Annotated in this window: 17 protein-coding genes and 1 tRNA gene; 12 read left to right on the top strand and 6 right to left on the bottom strand. The window is 60.1% G+C overall.

The window, feature by feature from the left end; all coding sequences use genetic code 11:
* The first annotated feature begins 98 nt into the window (after positions 1-98).
* The 5 genes from gsiC to poxB all read left to right on the top strand — a co-directional run bounded on the left by gsiC (position 99) and on the right by poxB (position 5,723).
* Positions 99-1,019 carry a glutathione ABC transporter permease GsiC gene (gene gsiC, locus ACFSNN_RS25455; protein ID WP_134458022.1) on the top strand — a complete coding sequence of 307 codons (921 nt, stop codon included), beginning with the start codon at positions 99-101 and terminating at the stop codon, positions 1,017-1,019.
* A gap of 7 nt (positions 1,020-1,026) precedes the next feature.
* Positions 1,027-1,932: a glutathione ABC transporter permease GsiD gene (gene gsiD, locus ACFSNN_RS25450; protein ID WP_012434093.1), complete on the top strand. Its 906-nt coding sequence runs from the start codon at positions 1,027-1,029 to the stop codon at positions 1,930-1,932.
* The gene (locus ACFSNN_RS25445; RefSeq protein WP_134458023.1) at positions 1,929-3,029 is read left to right on the top strand and encodes a DmpA family aminopeptidase; all 1,101 of its coding nucleotides are present in this window, start codon (positions 1,929-1,931) and stop codon (positions 3,027-3,029) included. The genes gsiD and ACFSNN_RS25445 overlap by 4 nt, the downstream gene beginning before the upstream one ends.
* Positions 3,029-3,862, top strand: coding sequence for a M55 family metallopeptidase (locus ACFSNN_RS25440; RefSeq protein ID WP_134458024.1), 834 nt, complete (start codon positions 3,029-3,031; stop codon positions 3,860-3,862). The genes ACFSNN_RS25445 and ACFSNN_RS25440 overlap by 1 nt, the downstream gene beginning before the upstream one ends.
* 136 nt (positions 3,863-3,998) lie before the next feature.
* Positions 3,999-5,723, top strand: a complete 1,725-nt coding sequence (gene poxB / locus ACFSNN_RS25435) for a ubiquinone-dependent pyruvate dehydrogenase (RefSeq protein WP_134458025.1) — start codon at positions 3,999-4,001, stop codon at positions 5,721-5,723.
* Positions 5,724-5,783: 60 nt separating this feature from the next.
* Here the strand turns inward: poxB and ACFSNN_RS25430 are convergent, their stop codons facing one another.
* Positions 5,784-6,806, bottom strand: coding sequence for an alpha/beta fold hydrolase (locus ACFSNN_RS25430; RefSeq protein ID WP_134458026.1), 1,023 nt, complete (start codon positions 6,804-6,806; stop codon positions 5,784-5,786).
* Between the two features lie 214 nt (positions 6,807-7,020).
* On the opposite strand from ACFSNN_RS25430, the gene ACFSNN_RS25425 reads away from it, so the two are divergent.
* The 7 genes from ACFSNN_RS25425 (at position 7,021) to ACFSNN_RS25395 (ending at position 13,691) form a co-directional block, all read left to right on the top strand.
* Complete coding sequence (locus tag ACFSNN_RS25425; protein WP_134458027.1) at positions 7,021-8,406, top strand: amino acid permease; 1,386 nt, start codon at positions 7,021-7,023, stop codon at positions 8,404-8,406.
* A gap of 306 nt (positions 8,407-8,712) precedes the next feature.
* Complete coding sequence (locus tag ACFSNN_RS25420) at positions 8,713-9,009, top strand: hypothetical protein (RefSeq protein WP_134458028.1); 297 nt, start codon at positions 8,713-8,715, stop codon at positions 9,007-9,009.
* Between the two features lie 3 nt (positions 9,010-9,012).
* Positions 9,013-9,288: a hypothetical protein gene (locus tag ACFSNN_RS25415; RefSeq protein WP_134458029.1), complete on the top strand. Its 276-nt coding sequence runs from the start codon at positions 9,013-9,015 to the stop codon at positions 9,286-9,288.
* 903 nt (positions 9,289-10,191) lie between these two features.
* Positions 10,192-10,776 carry a recombinase family protein gene (locus tag ACFSNN_RS25410; protein ID WP_134458030.1) on the top strand — a complete coding sequence of 195 codons (585 nt, stop codon included), beginning with the start codon at positions 10,192-10,194 and terminating at the stop codon, positions 10,774-10,776.
* Between the two features lie 175 nt (positions 10,777-10,951).
* Positions 10,952-11,875 (top strand): DUF4344 domain-containing metallopeptidase, encoded by a 924-nt coding sequence (locus ACFSNN_RS25405; protein ID WP_166799277.1) that lies wholly within the window; start codon positions 10,952-10,954, stop codon positions 11,873-11,875.
* Positions 11,876-12,089: 214 nt separating this feature from the next.
* Entirely contained in the window at positions 12,090-12,449 is a 360-nt protein-coding gene (locus ACFSNN_RS25400; RefSeq protein ID WP_134458032.1) for a hypothetical protein, read from the top strand.
* 327 nt (positions 12,450-12,776) lie between these two features.
* Positions 12,777-13,691 carry a hypothetical protein gene (locus ACFSNN_RS25395; protein ID WP_134458033.1) on the top strand — a complete coding sequence of 305 codons (915 nt, stop codon included), beginning with the start codon at positions 12,777-12,779 and terminating at the stop codon, positions 13,689-13,691.
* Positions 13,692-13,697: 6 nt separating this feature from the next.
* Here ACFSNN_RS25395 and ACFSNN_RS25390 read toward each other — a convergent pair whose 3' ends face one another.
* The 5 genes from ACFSNN_RS25390 to hemN form a co-directional block, all read right to left on the bottom strand.
* Positions 13,698-13,970, bottom strand: a complete 273-nt coding sequence (locus ACFSNN_RS25390; protein ID WP_244322814.1) for a tyrosine-type recombinase/integrase — start codon at positions 13,968-13,970, stop codon at positions 13,698-13,700.
* Positions 13,971-14,059: 89 nt separating this feature from the next.
* The gene (locus ACFSNN_RS25385; RefSeq protein ID WP_134458035.1) at positions 14,060-14,926 is read right to left on the bottom strand and encodes an AbiJ-NTD4 domain-containing protein; all 867 of its coding nucleotides are present in this window, start codon (positions 14,924-14,926) and stop codon (positions 14,060-14,062) included.
* A 28-nt stretch (positions 14,927-14,954) separates the two neighbouring features.
* Entirely contained in the window at positions 14,955-15,509 is a 555-nt protein-coding gene (locus ACFSNN_RS25380; RefSeq protein ID WP_134458036.1) for a DUF6538 domain-containing protein, read from the bottom strand.
* 86 nt (positions 15,510-15,595) lie between these two features.
* Positions 15,596-15,680, bottom strand: a tRNA-Leu gene (locus ACFSNN_RS25375).
* Between the two features lie 106 nt (positions 15,681-15,786).
* Complete coding sequence (gene hemN, locus ACFSNN_RS25370) at positions 15,787-17,172, bottom strand: oxygen-independent coproporphyrinogen III oxidase (RefSeq protein WP_134458037.1); 1,386 nt, start codon at positions 17,170-17,172, stop codon at positions 15,787-15,789.
* Positions 17,173-17,195: the final 23 nt, after the last annotated feature.

Raw genomic sequence — 17,195 nt, 5'->3', positions numbered from 1 at the left:
GGCACGCCGCGTTGCACGGTCGCTGCTTTGCGCCGCTACGTGCCGCTACGCGCCGCACAAGATCTTTCGTTGCCCGCATCATTGCCGGATTGAATGTCATGCTGAATTTCCTCGTCAAACGTCTCTTTGGCCTGCTGCCGACGCTTTTCATCGTCGCCGTGCTGGTGTTCCTGTTCGTGCATATGCTGCCGGGCGATCCGGCGCGGCTCGCCGCCGGTCCCGATGCGGACGAGGCGACTGTCGCGCTGGTGCGTGCCGATCTCGGCCTGAACAAGCCGATGCCGCAGCAGTTCGCGAATTTCTTCGTGAAGATCGCGCACGGCGACTTCGGCATTTCGACGCGCAGCAAGCGCCCGGTCAGCCAGGAAATCGGCGAGCGCTTCATGCCGACGCTGCTGCTCACGCTCGCCAGCATGGTGTGGGCGGTCGTGCTGGGCATGGGCATCGGCATCGTCTCTGCCGTGTGGCGCAACCGCTGGCCGGACCGGCTCGGCATGACGCTCGCGGTATCGGGTATTTCGTTTCCCGCTTTCGCGCTCGGCATGCTGCTGATGGAGATTTTTTCGGTGAAGCTCGGCTGGCTGCCGATCGTCGGCGACGGTTCGTGGCAGAGCTATGTGTTGCCGTCGCTCACGCTCGGCGCGGCCGTCGCGGCGGTGATGGCGCGCTTCACGCGGGCGTCGTTCGTCGAAGTGATGAACGAAGACTTTGTGCGGACCGCGCGCGCCAAGGGCGTGCCCGAGCGTCTCGTGATCGTCAAACACTGCCTGCGCAACGCGATGATTCCCGTCATCACGATGATGGGTCTGCAATTCGGTTTTCTGCTGGGCGGTTCAATCGTGGTGGAAGTGGTGTTCAACTGGCCAGGCCTCGGACGCCTGCTGGTGGATGCCGTTTCGATGCGCGACTATCCGGTGATCCAGGCTGAAGTGCTGTTGTTCTCGCTGGAATTCATCATCATCAATCTGGTCGTGGACGTGCTGTACGCCGTGATCAACCCCACCATCCGTTTCAAGTGAGGCCCGCATGAGCACGACCGCCACCGAGCCGAACGCGGCCAACCCTGTCAAAACCGAACGCGCGATCCGCACGCCGTGGAGCGAGTTCTGGCGCAAATTCCGTAAGCAGCACGTGGCGCTTGGCGCCGGCATCTTCGTGCTGCTGTTGATTGCGGTCGCGATCGTCGCACCGCACATCGTGCCGTATGACCCGGAGAATTTCTTCGACTACGACGCGTTGAACGCGGGGCCGTCCGCGGCGCACTGGTTCGGCGTGGATTCGCTGGGCCGCGATATTTTCAGCCGCATTCTCGCGGGCTCGCGCATTTCGCTTGAAGCGGGCTTTCTGTCCGTTGCGATCGGCGCGGTGATCGGCACGTTCTTCGGTTTGCTGGCCGGCTATTACGAAGGCTGGTGGGACCGCATCACCATGCGCGTGGCCGACGTGCTGTTCGCGTTTCCCGGCATTTTGCTGGCCATCGGCGTGGTGGCGATTCTCGGCAACGGCATGATCAACGTGATCTGCGCGGTCGCGATCTTCAGCATCCCGGCGTTCGCGCGGCTCGTGCGCGGCAATACGCTGATGCTCAAGCAACTCACGTATATCGAGGCGGCGCGCAGCATCGGCGCGTCGGATTGGACGATCATCGTGCGGCACATTCTGCCGGGGACGATTTCCTCAGTGGTGGTGTACTTCACGATGCGTATCGGCACCTCGATCATTACCGCTGCGAGCCTCTCGTTTCTCGGTCTCGGCGCGCAACCGCCAACGCCGGAGTGGGGCGCGATGCTCAATGAAGCGCGCGCGGACATGGTCACGGCGCCGCATATCGCGTTGTTTCCGAGTCTCGCGATTTTCCTGACCGTGCTGGCGTTCAATCTGCTCGGCGACGGTTTGCGGGATGCGCTCGATCCGAAGCTCGACCGGCCATGAATTCGAGCGAGCTTCAAAACGCGCCGCATATCGGCACGTTGCCAGGCGGTCCGCTCGGCACGATCGCGGATGTACATGGCGTGACAGTCGGACATTGCACGCTCGATGCAGGCGCCGTGCAAACCGGCGTGACCGTGATCCGTCCGCATGACGGCGATCCGTTTCTCGCGAAGGTGCCGGCGGCGGCGTCGGTGATCAACGGGTTCGGCAAAAGTATCGGGCTCGTGCAAGTCGAAGAACTCGGCACGCTGGAAACGCCGATCGCGCTGACCAACACGTTCGGTGTCGGCGCCGTCGCGCAGGCGCAGATTCGTGCGGCCATTCGCGCGAATCCGCGAATTGGGCGCGAGTGGTCGACCGTCAATCCATTGGTGTTCGAATGCAATGACGGGTATCTGAACGATATCCAGGCACTGGCCGTCACCGCGCAACATTTCGACGATGCGTGTGCAGCCGCCAGCGCAAGTGTCGCAAGCGGATCGGTCGGCGCGGGGCGCGGCATGTCGTGCTTCGATATGAAGGGCGGCATTGGCAATGCGTCGCGCGTGGTGGGCGTGGCGAACCGTAGCTATACCGTCGGCGCACTCGTGCTGGCGAACTTTGGCCGCCTGCCGATGCTGACCGTCGACGGCACGCCGCTCGGCCGTATGCTCGCCGAGCGGGCGGCCAAAGCGGCCAAAGCGGCGACGGCGGCATCATCGGCCACGTCCACAATGAAGCCGGAGCAAGGCTCGATCATCGTGATCGTCGCCACCGATGCGCCGCTCGACGCACGCCAGCTCAAACGTCTCTCCTTGCGCGCGGCGGCGGGTCTCGCGCGTACGGGTTCGGTGTACGGCCACGGCAGCGGCGATATCGCGCTCGCGTTTTCAACGGCCTATACCGTGCCGCACGGCGCCGACTTCATCACGCTCCCACCGCTTCTTGCCGACGAACGTCTCGACCCGCTCTTTCGCGCATGCGCCGACAGCGTCGAGCAGGCGATTCTCGACGCCTTGTGGAGCGCCGTATCCGTAACCGGGCGCGACGCTCACCAGCGTCTATCGCTGCGTGACTCCGTGCCCGATCTTGCCCAACTACTCGAACGCACTCGCTGATGAAAGTCCTTATTTCCGCCGACATCGAAGGCATTGCCGGCGTGTTTCACCCTGAACAGACACGCGCGGGCAACGGCGAATACGAAGCCGCGCGCCGCTGGATGACGCTCGAAGCCAACGCGGCGATCGAAGGCGCCTTCGCCGGCGGCGCGACGCAAGTGTGGGTCAACGACTCTCATGGCGGCTTTCGCAATTTGCTGCCCGACCTGCTCGACGCGCGCGCGCAGATCGTGCTCGGCAAGCCGCGCACTTTGGGCATGATGGCCGGGCTCGAATACGGCGCGGCGCTGGTCTTCATGATCGGCTATCACGCCATGTCGCAAACGCGCGGCATCCTCGCCCACACCGTCAACAGCTTTGCTTTCGCACGCGTTTCGTTGAACGGCGTCGAGGTCGGCGAGGCGGGCATCTATGGCGCGCTGGCGGAAGAATATGGTGCACAGGTAGGGCTTTTATCCGGCGACGACGTCTTCGCCGAAGAAACCGCGCCGCGTTTTCCGGGCGCGCGTTTTGTCGTCACCAAGAGCGCGACGGGGCATGCGAGCGGCGTCACGCAATCGCCGGCCAGCGCGCGCGCCGCTATCGAAGCCGCCGCGCGTGAAGTGGTCCAGCAGCATCTCGCAAGGGGACACGCGCGTCAATCGACCCGCGCCGAGGCGAAGCCGGTGGAATGCGAACTGCGTGTGCAAACCAGCGCGCTCGCCGATCTGTTCTGCCAATGGCCGACGCTCACACGTGTCGACGCAGTCACGCTGCGCTTTAGCGCGGCGTCGGCGGAACATGTGGTTCGCATGCTGAATTGCCTGTCCGCGATGTCGTTCATGCTGCGCTGAGCGCGCGGCAACGGGCCGTTTTCACACGCGGCCATTGCACCACGCTTACAGCGGCACCGTGACTGCACGTTTCGTGAGGAAGCGTTACTCTCCTGCATTCCGGAGGCGGCGTCTTTCTCACTGAGCGGGGTACAGCATGGGTAAGCAGACTATCGCGGATTATCTGGCCAAAACACTGGCGGCGGCAGACGTCGAGCGAATCTGGGGCGTGACGGGCGACAGCCTGAACGGCCTGTCGGATAGCTTGCAACGCCTCGGTTCGATTCGCTGGATGCACACGCGCCACGAAGAAGTGGCCGCCTTCGCCGCCGGCGCCGATGCCGCCGCGACCGGCAAGCTCGCCGTCTGCGCGGGCAGTTGCGGTCCCGGCAATCTGCACCTGATCAACGGCCTGTACGACTGCCATCGCAATCATCAACCTGTGCTCGCGATTGCCGCGCATATTCCGTCTTCGGAAATCGGCCTCGGCTACTTTCAGGAAACCCATCCGCAAGAGCTGTTCAAGGAGTGCAGTCACTACGTCGAACTGGTGACGAACCCGTCGCAGTTTCCGCGCGTGCTGGCGCGCGCCATGCGCACCGCGATCGAAGAGCGCGGCGTCGCCGTGATCGTGCTGCCGGGCGACGTCGCGCTGGGCGATGCGCCCGACGAGACGCCCGCATGGGCCGGCACGCTGGAACGCTCGACGATCGTGCCGTCCGAGGCGGATCTCGACCGGCTCGCCGATCTGCTCAACCAGGCGGGCGCCGTGACGCTGCTGTGCGGCAGCGGCTGCGCGGGCGCGCACGACGAAGTGGTCGCCTTCGCCGATCAGCTCGGCGCGCCGACCGTGCATGCGCTGCGCGGCAAGCAATACGTGGAATGGGACAACCCGTTCGATGTCGGCATGACCGGGCTGATCGGCTTTAGCTCCGGCTATCACGCGATGATGTCGTGCGACACGCTCGTGATGCTCGGCACCGATTTCCCGTATCGCAACTTTTATCCGTCGCACGGCAACGTGGTGCAGATCGACCGGCGCGGTTCGGCGCTCGGCAAGCGCGCGCCGTTGAAGCTCGGTCTGGTCGGCGATGTGAAGGCGACCTTGCAGGCGCTGATGCCGCGGCTCAAGCATAAGAGCGACCGGCGTTTCCTGGAGAATGCGCGCAAGCACTATGCGGATACGCGCAAAGACCTCGACGATCTAGCACGGCCGTCCGCGCCGGGTCGCGCGATACATCCGCAATACCTCACCAGCATCGTCGACAAGGTCGCCAATGAGGACGCGGTGTTTTCTGTCGACGTCGGCACGCCGACGCTCTGGGCCGCGCGTTATCTGACCATGAACGGCAAGCGCACGCTGCACGGTTCGTTCAATCACGGCTCGATGGCCAACGCGATGCCGCAGGCCTTGGGCGCGCAGGCGGTCGAGCCGGGCCGCCAGGTGATTTCGCTATCGGGCGACGGCGGGCTGTCGATGCTGCTCGGCGATCTGCTCACCGCGCGCCAGCTCGATCTGCCGATCAAGGTCGTGGTGTTCAACAACAGCGTGCTCGGCTTCGTCGCGATGGAGATGAAGGCGGGCGGTTATCTGGAGGCCGGCACCGATCTGGCGACGACCGACTTCGCGGCGATCGCGCGAGGCGCGGGAATATACGGTGTCCGAATCGAATTGTCGGAGAACATCGAGCCGGCGTTGCGCGAGGCGTTCGCGCATCCGGGTCCGGCCGTGATCGACGTGGTGACCGCGAAGCACGAACTCGCGATGCCGCCAAAGATCCAGTGGGCGCAGGCCAAGGGCTTCAGCCTGTATATGCTGAAGGCGGTGCTGAACGGTCGCGGGGATGAGGTCGTCGAACTGGCGACGACCAATCTGCGCTGAGACGAGTTTGGGAGCGACTGGCGTATGCGCGAAGGCATTCGCGCATACGCCTGACTTCGACTATTGCTGCCGGCTCAATTCACGCGCCGCGCGGTCGATCACGTCGGCGATCGCGCCCGCGTGCGACACGGGCGCCAGGTGGCTCGACGCCATCGGCACGATCTTGGCGCCCATCCGGTCGGCCATGAATTTTTCCACTTCCGGCGACACCGCACGGTCGCGAGTCGTGAGCACGTACCACGACGGTTTTTCCTTCCACGCGACCTGGCTGACCGTTTCGCTGAAAGCCGTCGCGGCGATCGGCACCTGCGCGGTGGCCAGCACACGCGTCAGATTTTCGGGGACATCCGCAGCCAGGTCGGCGTGATATTTCGTGCGGTCGAGCCAGAGGAAGCCGCTCGAATCCTTCATGATGCCGGCGCCGCCGGACGCCGGCGCGGCGCGCTTCATCAGATCCATGGCCGACTCGTGCAGGTCCGGCGCGATCGCCGCGACATACACCAGGCCGGCGACGTTCGGCGCGTTCGCGCCCGCCTCGGTAATCACGACGCCGCCCCACGAATGTCCCACCAGAATGGTCGGGCCGTTCTGACGCGCGAGGACGCGGCGGGTTGCGGCGACATCGTCGGCGAGGGAGGTGAGCGGATTCTGCACCGAGCTCACGTGATAACCCTTCTGCTGCAATTTGGCGACCACGCCGTTCCAGCTCGATCCATCGACGAACGCGCCGTGCACCAGCACGACGTTGCGCACCGGGCCGGCCATGGGTGCGGCGGGCGCTGCGGGCGGCGGTGCGGCGGCGGCTTTGGCGGCGGCTTTGGCGGGCGGCGCGGCGGGGGGCATGCTCGGTGCCATCGGTGCCATCGGTGCCATCGGTGCCGGCGTCGGCGCTTCGGGCGCGCTTGCCTCCGTGCCCGGTTCGTCGGCCGGCTCGGCCGCGGGCGCCACGCTTGGCGCCATGGCGGGCGCAGGCGCAGGCGCGGGCGCGGGCGTCGCGGCGGGCGCGTTAGTCTGGGCGAGCGCGGCGGCCCCCGTGAAGCAGAGACACACAGCAGCGGCGCAAAACAGACGTTTGGGCGACATGTTGAATCTCCGAAGGCTTAAAGCTCGACTAGGGCAACATACAGAAGCCCTGCGCCAGTGACAATCACTATCCTCGCCGTTAAGTGCGGCGCAGAACCAAGCGCGGGTTGCTCCCAGTATTTAGGCTTTATCGGCCACGGTAAAATTTCAGGTTCTGCCGGGCCGGACCACGAGTCCGATCGGGTGATCGATATCCATACACTGGGGCGCAACGTTGAATAGTGCACAACAGCAAGACGGCCTGAAGCGCGGGCTCAAGAATCGCCATATCCAGCTCATCGCGCTGGGCGGCGCGATCGGCACCGGTCTGTTTCTCGGCTCTGCCAGCGTGTTGCAGGCAGCCGGACCTTCGATGATTCTCGGCTACGCGATCGGCGGCATCATCGCTTTCATGATCATGCGGCAGTTGGGCGAAATGGTGGCGCAGGAGCCGGTGGCCGGTTCGTTTAGCCACTTCGCTTACAAGTATTGGGGCGACTTTCCCGGCTTTCTGTCCGGCTGGAACTACTGGGTGCTGTACGTGCTCGTCAGCATGGCCGAACTGACCGCTGTCGGCACTTACATTCACTACTGGTGGCCGGGCGTGCCGACGTGGGTGTCGGCGCTGGTGTGCTTCGCTCTGATCAACGCGATCAATCTTGCCAACGTCAAAGCCTACGGCGAAACCGAGTTCTGGTTCGCGATCATCAAGGTCGTGGCGGTGATCGGCATGATCGTGTTCGGCGGTTACCTGCTGATCAGCGGACACGGTGGCCCGCAAGCCTCGATCACCAACCTCTGGTCCTACGGTGGATTCTTCCCGCATGGGTTTCATGGCCTGTTCATGATGCTCGCGGTCATCATGTTTTCATTCGGCGGGCTCGAGCTGATCGGCATTACGGCGGCGGAAGCCGACCAGCCGCAGAAGAGCATTCCGAAGGCCGTGAATCAGGTGATTTACCGGATTCTGATTTTCTACATCTGCTCGCTGACGGTGCTGCTGTCGCTGTACCCATGGAACGAAGTGGCGGCCGGCGGCAGTCCGTTCGTCATGATCTTCTCGCAGATCGGTTCGACGCTGACCGCGAACGTCCTCAACGTGGTGGTGTTGACTGCCGCGCTGTCGGTGTACAACAGCGGCGTGTATGCGAATAGCCGCATGCTGTACGGCCTCGCGGAGCAGGGCAATGCGCCGCGCGCGCTGATGAAGGTCGACCGGCGCGGCGTGCCGTATATGGCGATCGGCTTGTCGGCGCTCGCCACGTTCACGTGCGTGATCGTCAACTATCTGATTCCCGCCGAAGCGCTCGGCTTGCTGATGGCGCTCGTGGTGGCCGCGCTCGTGTTGAACTGGGCGCTGATCAGCCTGACGCATCTCAAGTCGCGCAAGGCGATGGTCGCGGCCGGCGAGACGCTCGTGTTCAAGTCGTTCTGGTTTCCGGTCAGCAACTGGATCTGCCTCGCGTTCATGGCGCTGATCCTCGTGATTCTGGCGATGACGCCGGGTCTGTCGGTTTCGGTGTGGCTGGTGCCGGCGTGGCTGGTGGTGATGTGGGCTGGATATGTGTTCAAGCGCCGGCGCGCGGCTGTGCAGGGTGGGGCGCGGGTCGTGGGGCGGTAAGGTGTTTCGAATGGCGTGAGGGCGACGTTCGCGCTCGCGCCGTTTGAATCCCTTGAGGTTTTTTAGACGGGCCAGAAACGACAAACCCCGCGAGCAGCATGTGCTAGCGGGGTTCGAGGAAATACTGAAACAGCAGTCTTTCGAATTCTTTGGTGCCAGGGCCGGAATCTAGGAATCGAAGCGCAGCCTGCAAAGCCTTGCAGGTCGGCGTGTTTCTGTGGCAGGGTTTTGGAGTTACCACTAATCTTGCCACGCCGCGTTCGCCAGTGTTTATGGCATTATTACTTGGCACAAACGGGGAGCGATATGCGAAAGACCACTGGAGTAGTAATGGTTGGCTGCCGCAACATGAGCTTTGAAGAGAGTACATTTGAAGGCACAGACCGTGGTATTGACATGGTTGATTGCGAGAAGGTCACTGTCAGCTCATCTGCTTTCATAGACGTCACCGCTCCCGTCCGGGCGCTTCGGGTGGACGGCTTTACTGCCCGTGATAATCAGCATCTAGAACAGCGTCAAGCGGCAACTTCCTCAGCCGGTCGATTATCCCGCGCCGCCGGGTTGGTTCAGGAGTTTGTCCACTCCCTTAAGAAGAGGGGATGACTCGTGGCGATGTTTGAAATTGAAGATTCGAAACACCTGGAACTTGAGGGCAATTCGACAAGCAAGGATGAACTGCTCAAAGCGAAGAACGTTGATGGTCTAACCGCCGTCGCGAATGTCGCTGGAATCGCTCCCTTGCAGTCACAGCTTCCACGGTGGAAGCAATTCGTGAAGTGGCTATGGATTAACTGGCTAGCGCTGGTCATCGGCAGCGCGGCAGGATGTATGGGCACCTTGGCAGCCCAGTGGTTGACCGCACATTATCATTTGGCTCACTAGTAAGCCAAGCGTGGGCAGATGACTGGCTTTCGATGCGAACGATGTAGGCCTTCAAATGTTAGCCACAAAAATCTCTGGACCCATCTGATAAAGTCCCGCAGCGGATTCCCCCCTGTGGCCCTCCCGTTTCCACGCATGGGCATCGACGCGCGGCCCCTTAGACGCGCATCAGGTAGCGCGCGCGATACCCTGACGTGGGCGCGCGCATCTCGTTAGCGAAATCAGTAAGGCAGCCAATCAACCTGGTTGCATCTCTGCACGTGGATGAGAGCATCACCCCCGCAAGTCCTCATACATGCTGAGACATCAGGAGCGCCATTACAGGCTGCGATACATCGATCAGCCGAAGCGATGACGTTTGTTTGGTCCTGCTTCGCTTGCGCATTGGCCGTGGCAATTGGGAGCGGGTCCAGATGGCCTAGGCGTGGCAGTAGATATCGCTGAAGTCTCCCAGCCCGCTCTTGGCTACTCGCTAGTAGCTGCTGAACCATTCGCACGCCCTGTGTGGTCATTGTGGGCTTTGCTTGGTCATCGCTCAGGGCTTGCCGATACACATTGATATCTGCGTTGGCGAGCGTCAAACAATAGGCTGCTCTGAGGTCTGTATCGCTGGGCAGCTCCTGTGCTCTGGCCACGCCACACCCGATGGACAGCGCCACCGCTGTTATTGCAGCTACTCTCCGCATCGCTATCCCCAAAAGTAGAGGCTGTTTGTTTTCGCATAGGGCGGGGCGCGCTCCACTCATCCACCCGGTAACTGGTTGTCGGTAGGCTCTGCGTCAACTTGAATGTCCAAAAGCGTTCGGTTTCGTACATGGGCTGGCAAGGGTGTACGAAAGTGGGCTTGTAAACTATTCGGACATGCTCTAAGATTCGGACATCTCTTTCGTACAGGTGTCCAACATGTCCCGTGTCTTTGCCTATTGTCGAGTGTCCACCACGGACCAGACCACTGAGAACCAGCGCCTTGAGATTGAGCGTGCTGGTTTCTCCATCGACAAGCGCAGAATTGTTGAGGAGTCTATCAGCGGTTCAGTGGCTGCCTCCGAGCGCCCAGGCTTTACCCGCCTGATGGACCGCATGGAATCGGGTGACATCCTTGTGGTGACCAAGCTGGACCGTTTGGGGCGCAATGCGATGGACGTGCGCGCAACGGTTGAGGCACTGAGCGAACTAGGCGTAAAGGTGCATTGCTTGGCATTGGGTGGTGTTGACCTGACCAGTGCCGCTGGGCGGATGACCATGCAGGTATTGAACGCGGTAGCGGAGTTTGAACGGGACCTACTGATTGAACGGACCAACGCAGGCATCAGCCGCGCTAAGGCTGAGGGGAAACAGTTTGGCAGGCCATCGGCCCTGACCAGCGAACAGCAGGCGGAAGTATCCCGCAGGTTGGCTCAAGGGGATGCCGTGGCTGCGCTGGCGCGTGACTTCAATACGAGCCGTCAAACCATAATGAGACTACGCGGCAAAGCGAGTGTAATTTGAACGGTGACGCATGTGCTGCAAGAGCCAAGGCTTGATTCCTTGGCTTTTCTGTTTGCGCGCGGGGGAGAGGGCTTTAGTCATCGGATTTCGTGCCGATAAAGCAAGGTGGCTACCGGAAGTTTAGAGCTTCCGAAAACATTCATGCGACTCTAGTTATCTACCCAAAATGAATAAGATGTCATTCAGACTCCTGCTGGGACTTATCACCTCGCTAATTGTTGCCGCTCCCACGTCGGCGCAAGTCCCTGTAACGGTGTCTGAGAAGTACAGCGCGATTGACGCAGTCGGGGACCAGACAATATCGAACAAGCCGATTGCTATTCCCTTGATGGATACCCCGTACCATGACCGGTATATGCTCACGTTTAAGGCGGATCACCCCGTAGTCGTCAAGTACATTGACACGGTTGAGATTGACCGGGGTGGCGACTTCAGTAGCCGCGCATCGTTCAATCAAGTTGCGGGGAGTATGACGAATCAGCTGTTTCCCGCCGCAGCCAGCACGAAAAACGGAGTGCTTGCGATTACCTCTGCCTCAGGCGTGCCGACTCGGGTTGTTTACCAGGTGGTTCGATTCGGAATGCGGCCTGCGAAAGTCCGAGAACCCATAAAGCAAATCGTAGAGCTACCCATCCGGTCTCTGGAGCAGGTCTACGTGTTCCCAAAGTTCAGTGTTCAGGTCAAGCCCTGTGGAACGGTCAACGCGTGGTCCAATCCTGACATCGTGATTTGCTCCGAACTGGTTAATGAACTGGGCGCTCATCCCGCAGCACTCTGGGCGGTCGAGGCTCACGAAATGGCGCATACCTTGTTGAGGCTCTGGGGGCTTCCCGGCTGGGACAATGAAGATGTTGCAGATGAGTTTGCTGTCGTGATTTTAGGGGACACAGGCGGTTCGGTTCAGGAAATGACTGCGTGGCTAGAAAGCCGCAATTCCGTCGCAGAGGCGATGCAGCAACTCACGCAAGGCGACAGACATAGTATTTCTATCCAACGCGCTCGGAATATGCAGGCTGATCTCAAAAGGCTGCCGGAACTTCGCGAACGGTGGAGTCGTATGCTCGCGCCCTACACGATAGCTGCTCAACGCGCTCAATAGCCACTGCTCGGTGGGTGCAGGCGCAGTCACCGCAGAGTAAGTTCCGACGCTTCGTCAAAAGGCTGCTAGCCGGGAAGCTAGGCGGCCATCGCGCTAGACCTCGGTGGGGGTGCCCGAAGCGCCTAAATCAATACCTGTTAGCTATATCGCGAAGGCTCGTGAGAAGTATGGCATTCACGATGGTCCGGGGCCCGTATCTCGCGCAGCAGGGGCCGTGCTTGGCATTCCCGTTGAGCCTCAGCAATCCGTGGGTCTCATCTACAGCAAGGATGGCAACTACCAGCTCGCGATGTTCTTGAACGGTGCTCCGATTCACAAGCTGGAGGATGTGACTTTCGACCAGATCATGAAGCAGGCAGCCAGCGAAAAGCTCCTGAGCCAGGACGAGCGTGCGGCAATGTCAGGCCTGCAATCGAAGCTGAGCGCTGGCACTGCCACTTCGCAAGACCTCATTGATAACGCTGAGCTACTCGCCAAGGCGACAAACCTCAGGCAGCTCAATGACACCACGCGTGGGCAGATTGACAAGCTCCGTGAGAGCACCTTCAACGGTGCTTTGGATACCAATCCATGATGCTGTCCTGGTGAGGGAAGACCAGGCAGACCAGATCGAGGAAGTAATGCAGGCTGTGTTCACCCAGTACACAGGTAATACCGGGGCAGTGAGCCGGGAGTGTTGAGAGACAGCCAGCACGGAGCCCAGTGGGCAATGTTCAGCTAATCTTCAGTGGCCCACTGGTCACTCTGCTGGGTTTCTCTCTTTGTTGATGGATGTGTGGGTGAGTGGATGCTACCCCTTACCAGTACATCGCTACCAGCTCAGCTATCTATCTTAAGTATATTGATCCGGGGCTCCATAAGAGGGGCTCGTAAGCGCGCATCTTTCAATGGGGTACAAAGTTTGGAAATCAATCAGCTAGTGTTGTGTAAGCAGCTTTACGGGGAAGCAGAACGGTATCTTGCGAAGGGCGGGGCCGTGAGCCAAGGGCTGGCCGTGTCGATTGCTCAGGACGCGGCAGAGTTGTGCTTGCGTGCGATTGTAAAGAGCGTTCCCGTTCAAACAGGTAAGCTGCAAGACGAGTTCGCAAAATTGATGGACTACATCGATAGTGCGGCGGTGAACGATTCTCGAAAAAAGGTGCCGCGCCGGGCGCAGCTGCTGGAAGTCAACAAAGCCCGCGTGAATTTTAAGCACTATGGGCTCTCGCCCAATCAGATGGATGCGGTTCGTTTGGTCGAATATGTAAAACAATTTTTAGACTTGGCGATTGAGCAGTTTTTTGCATTGACGTTCGCGAACATCTCGCTAGCAAACCTAATTTCTTTTGATGTGGTGAAGTTTAAAATTAAGGCGGCCGAAGAGGCACTGCGGAGGGAGGACTTCGAAGAAGTATGTGGCCTATGCGCAGAAGCTTTTGAGATTTCCGCCGCCCGTATCCTCTCATCCGTAAAGTATCGTGGCGGGGCGCAAATGCTTATCGGTATACCCCTTTCAGTATACGATGCCATTGGAGAAGAGGCGTCAAATGATCTAAAGCGGTATGTTGAAAAGCTGACGGCATCCTCAAATCGGGTGTCATTGATGCTTGCGCTATCGCTTGATGTGAATGAGTTGCACCTTTTTGAAGGGCTGGTTCCGGGCATTGTGCAGAAGAGAGATGGCACGCTAAAGCGAACTCCTTGGCTGGGCATAGGCCCGTTCACTCCAGAGGACTTTTCTTTCGCAGTGGATTTCGCAACTCGTTTCGCCGTCGCTGTTGACGCCCGCGTTCCGATGGTGCCCAAGGAGCCAGGCGCACTGGAGCCGAACCTGTAAGGTTGGCTATCCGAGCCTCGCCGCCAAACTCCTAGGGTCCAGATGCGTGTATCGCTTGAGCATCTGAAGAGTCTTATGGCCGCTCACGGCTGACGCCTCTATCATGTTGAAGCCCTTCTCGAAGAGCCGGGAGACCGCCTCATGGCCTAGGTCGTGGAATCGGAGGTTGGGCAGTTCGCATTCGGTTCGTGCAGTGATGAACCGCTTCGTGATCCAGTTTTCATGGACGGTAAATACACGACCTGTACGGGCGGGATTCAGGGAGTGGAGAGCTGCCACGGCGCGGCTGGATATAGTGCGGAACGGCTGTAGCGTAATTGCGTTCCACTGGCGCAACACATCAGCTATAAGCGACGGCCGCCAAAATGCTATCGACCAGTCAGCAGACCAGCCGCATCTGCTTTCGATATAAGGTAATTCATAAAGGCTGAGCAAGCCACTATCATGTACTTTGCCTCATCAAAGCCCACGTTGGTTGCTTCGTCACCGAGTGAATGCCGCACTCCTTCCTCGTTGCTCGCATATCCGTAAAGCTTCACGAAGGCGTTACGTAGTGAAGGGTGAATCTCGACTTTCTTGTTCAGGTCGGCCAAGGCACCCGAAAGTCCTTGTGCTGAGGACGTGCCCAAGACCTTCGCGACGGACTCGATTGCACTGATTGCTTCTTTCGTGGCATTCCGAAAATCCGGTTCGGGTTTTTGACCGAGCAGTGCGATAGCTGTTCTCAGATGCTCGTTAGCCCCATTCAACGCAGCGCTTTCGGTTGATTGAATTGCATCTTCTACAGCGCTCATCTCTGCATTGTTTGTGATGGGCGAGAGAACTCCCGCGACAAAGCGGTAGCCGGAGCTCTCCCGCTCCAGTACGCTGTTGAACGCCTCCATTAGGAATGGGTTTTGCCCGCTCCCGCCACGGATAATCTGGTTGGCAGAGTCAACCACGAATTCCGCGAAGTTATACACCTCGTGCCATTTCATGGCGTCATAGCGCTTGCGCATCCACTGTTTCTGCTGTAAGGCATAGTGGGGTAACTCATCTATTGGCGTCTTTGTGAAACTAACGCTCGCCGCGCGCGCCAGACTCACCCACTTCTCATACGATGGCGAGTCAAATAGGGTATGGATGACATTCCAGATCGACGCCCTAAGCGGTGCGCTCATTTCATCTGTTTGAAGAATCGCAGGTGTTTTGGTAGCACCTATACGGTCAGAGAATCGCGGTCGTGCTGAGCTCACGGTTTTTCCTACTGCGAAGTTGACGCCATTATCCGATAGCCTTTTCCAGCCATTGATGCTTGATGCGCAAGCTGTAGCCCTTGATGTACAACTCTAGGGCATCGCTTAGCGAATCCGCCAAGGTTCCGGCTGCCATCTGCACGGCGGTGGATTCAACCATTGTAAGGAACTCAGCTCCACTCGCTTCCCGGTAGACCTCCTCATCGCCATTGGCGTGGGCCTCCCGCTTCTTCTCCAGATGGTCATGGAGCAACTGAAGGGCGGTCTCCGTGGTTTCATCACGGGCTGTACCGGGCACGATGCCCCATGATGCCAAGAACGCCTCAGCGTGTTTCCGTGTGGCCTTAAGGGACGACTCTGGATCAGCCCTGAGCATGCGCCAGTCATCTTCAAACTGCGCGTTAAGGGCGTCAATCTTCCGCGCCGCGAGAGCAACGTCAGATGTCTTGAGGTTGATCTTTACGAGCTTCTTGCCGTAGTGCTGTTGTAGGTCGCGGGGAATGGGCCGCTGGAAATAGAAGGTATTTCCGCGTTGGTAGCTGTGCTTCAAGATGAGCGTAAGTGCGCCGAGGCGTATCTGCATGGTTGGTAACTACCACATAAGTTACCACAGAAACACGCTCTGATAAGCCGGGGAGGCTTGCTGCGTATGGCTTTGCGAGAAAATCGTGGTGCCCAGGGCCGGAATCGAACCGGCACGCCTTGCGGCGGGGGATTTTGAGTCCCCTGCGTCTACCAATTTCACCACCTGGGCAGGTCTTGCAGCGCACGCGTCAGAAGCTGGCGCGCGGCGAAGACGCAGATTATGGCCGAAAATTCGGCGACGGGCAAGCCAGTTGCTTTCATCCGCTGCAAGGGCTTCAAACCGTGCGGGAAAATCGTTCGAGTGTCTGTTGGCCGAGATAGCGGTCGAACACCATTGCGATGTTGCGCACGAGCATGCGGCCGGCCATCCGCACTTCGAGCTTGCCCGCTTCGAGCGACACCAGACCGTCCTGCTCGAAGCCGCGCAAACGCTCCAGTTCCGGCTCGAATGTCTCGGCGAAGCGGACGCCATACGCCGCTTCGAATTCGTCGAAGCGCAATTCCAGGTTGCACATCAGTTGCGTGATCACGTCGCGGCGCAGACGGTCGTCGGCAGAGAAGCGCACGCCGCGTGCGATGGCAAGCGTGCCCGCATCGATCGCCGCGGCATAGCCCGGCAAATCCTTGGCGTTCTGCGCGTACACGTCGCCGACTTTGCCGATCGACGATGCGCCGAAGCCGATCAGATCGCATTCCGCCCGCGTGCTGTAGCCCTGAAAATTGCGATGCAAGGTGCGCTGCGCTTGCGCGCGCGCGAGTTCGTCGGTGGGCAGCGCGAAGTGATCCATGCCGATGTATACGTAGCCCGCGCCTGTCAGACGCTCGACCACACGCTCCAGGATCGCGAGTCGCACTTCAGGTGAAGGCAGCGTGGCGGGGTCCATCTGACGTTGCATCTTGAAGAGCTGCGGCATGTGCGCATAGGCGAAGACCGAGAGACGATCGGGCGCGAGCGCGAGCATCGTGTCGAGCGTGCGGCTGAAGCTCTCGACCGTTTGATGCGGCAGTCCGTAAATCAGATCGACGCCGATCGAGTGAAAGCCGGTGTCGCGTGCGGCCTGCATTACCGAGGCGGTCATTTCGAGCGGCTGAATGCGGTTGATCGCCTGCTGCACGACCGGATCGAAGTCCTGCACGCCGAGGCTCAGCCGGTTGAAACCCAGCTTGCGCAAATGCGCGATGGTATCGGGCGACGCTTCGCGCGGATCGACTTCGATCGAATATTCGGCTTCGGCGTCGGGCAACAGTTTGAAGTGCTCGCGCGTGGCGGCCATCAGTTCGGCGGTTTCGTCGTGCGACAAAAAAGTCGGCGTGCCTCCGCCCCAATGCAATTGCGATACCGGGCGCCGCGTGTCGAAACACGCCGCCTGCAACGCCATTTCACGTTTCAATCGATCGAGGTACGGACGCGCATGGGCGCGATTCTTGGTGGCGATCTTGTTGCAGCCGCAGTAGAAACACACGGTGTCGCAAAACGGAATGTGGAAGTACAGCGAGAGATCCGTGGCCGACGCGCCTGGGTCGGCGGCGGCGCGTAAATAGTCGGCGGGATCGAACTCGTCGCGGAACTGCAGGGCGGTCGGATAGGACGTATACCGTGGACCGTTCGCGCTGTATTTGGCGAGCAGGTCAGGGCGGAACAGCGTGCTGTCGATGGACATGAGGGACTCGAAGGCTGGCTGGC

The organism is Paraburkholderia dipogonis, assembly GCF_042680985.1.
GTDB lineage: Bacteria > Pseudomonadota > Gammaproteobacteria > Burkholderiales > Burkholderiaceae > Paraburkholderia > Paraburkholderia phytofirmans.
Note: the sequence above shows the minus strand (reverse complement) of the source record. Positions and strands in the feature narration are given on the sequence as shown.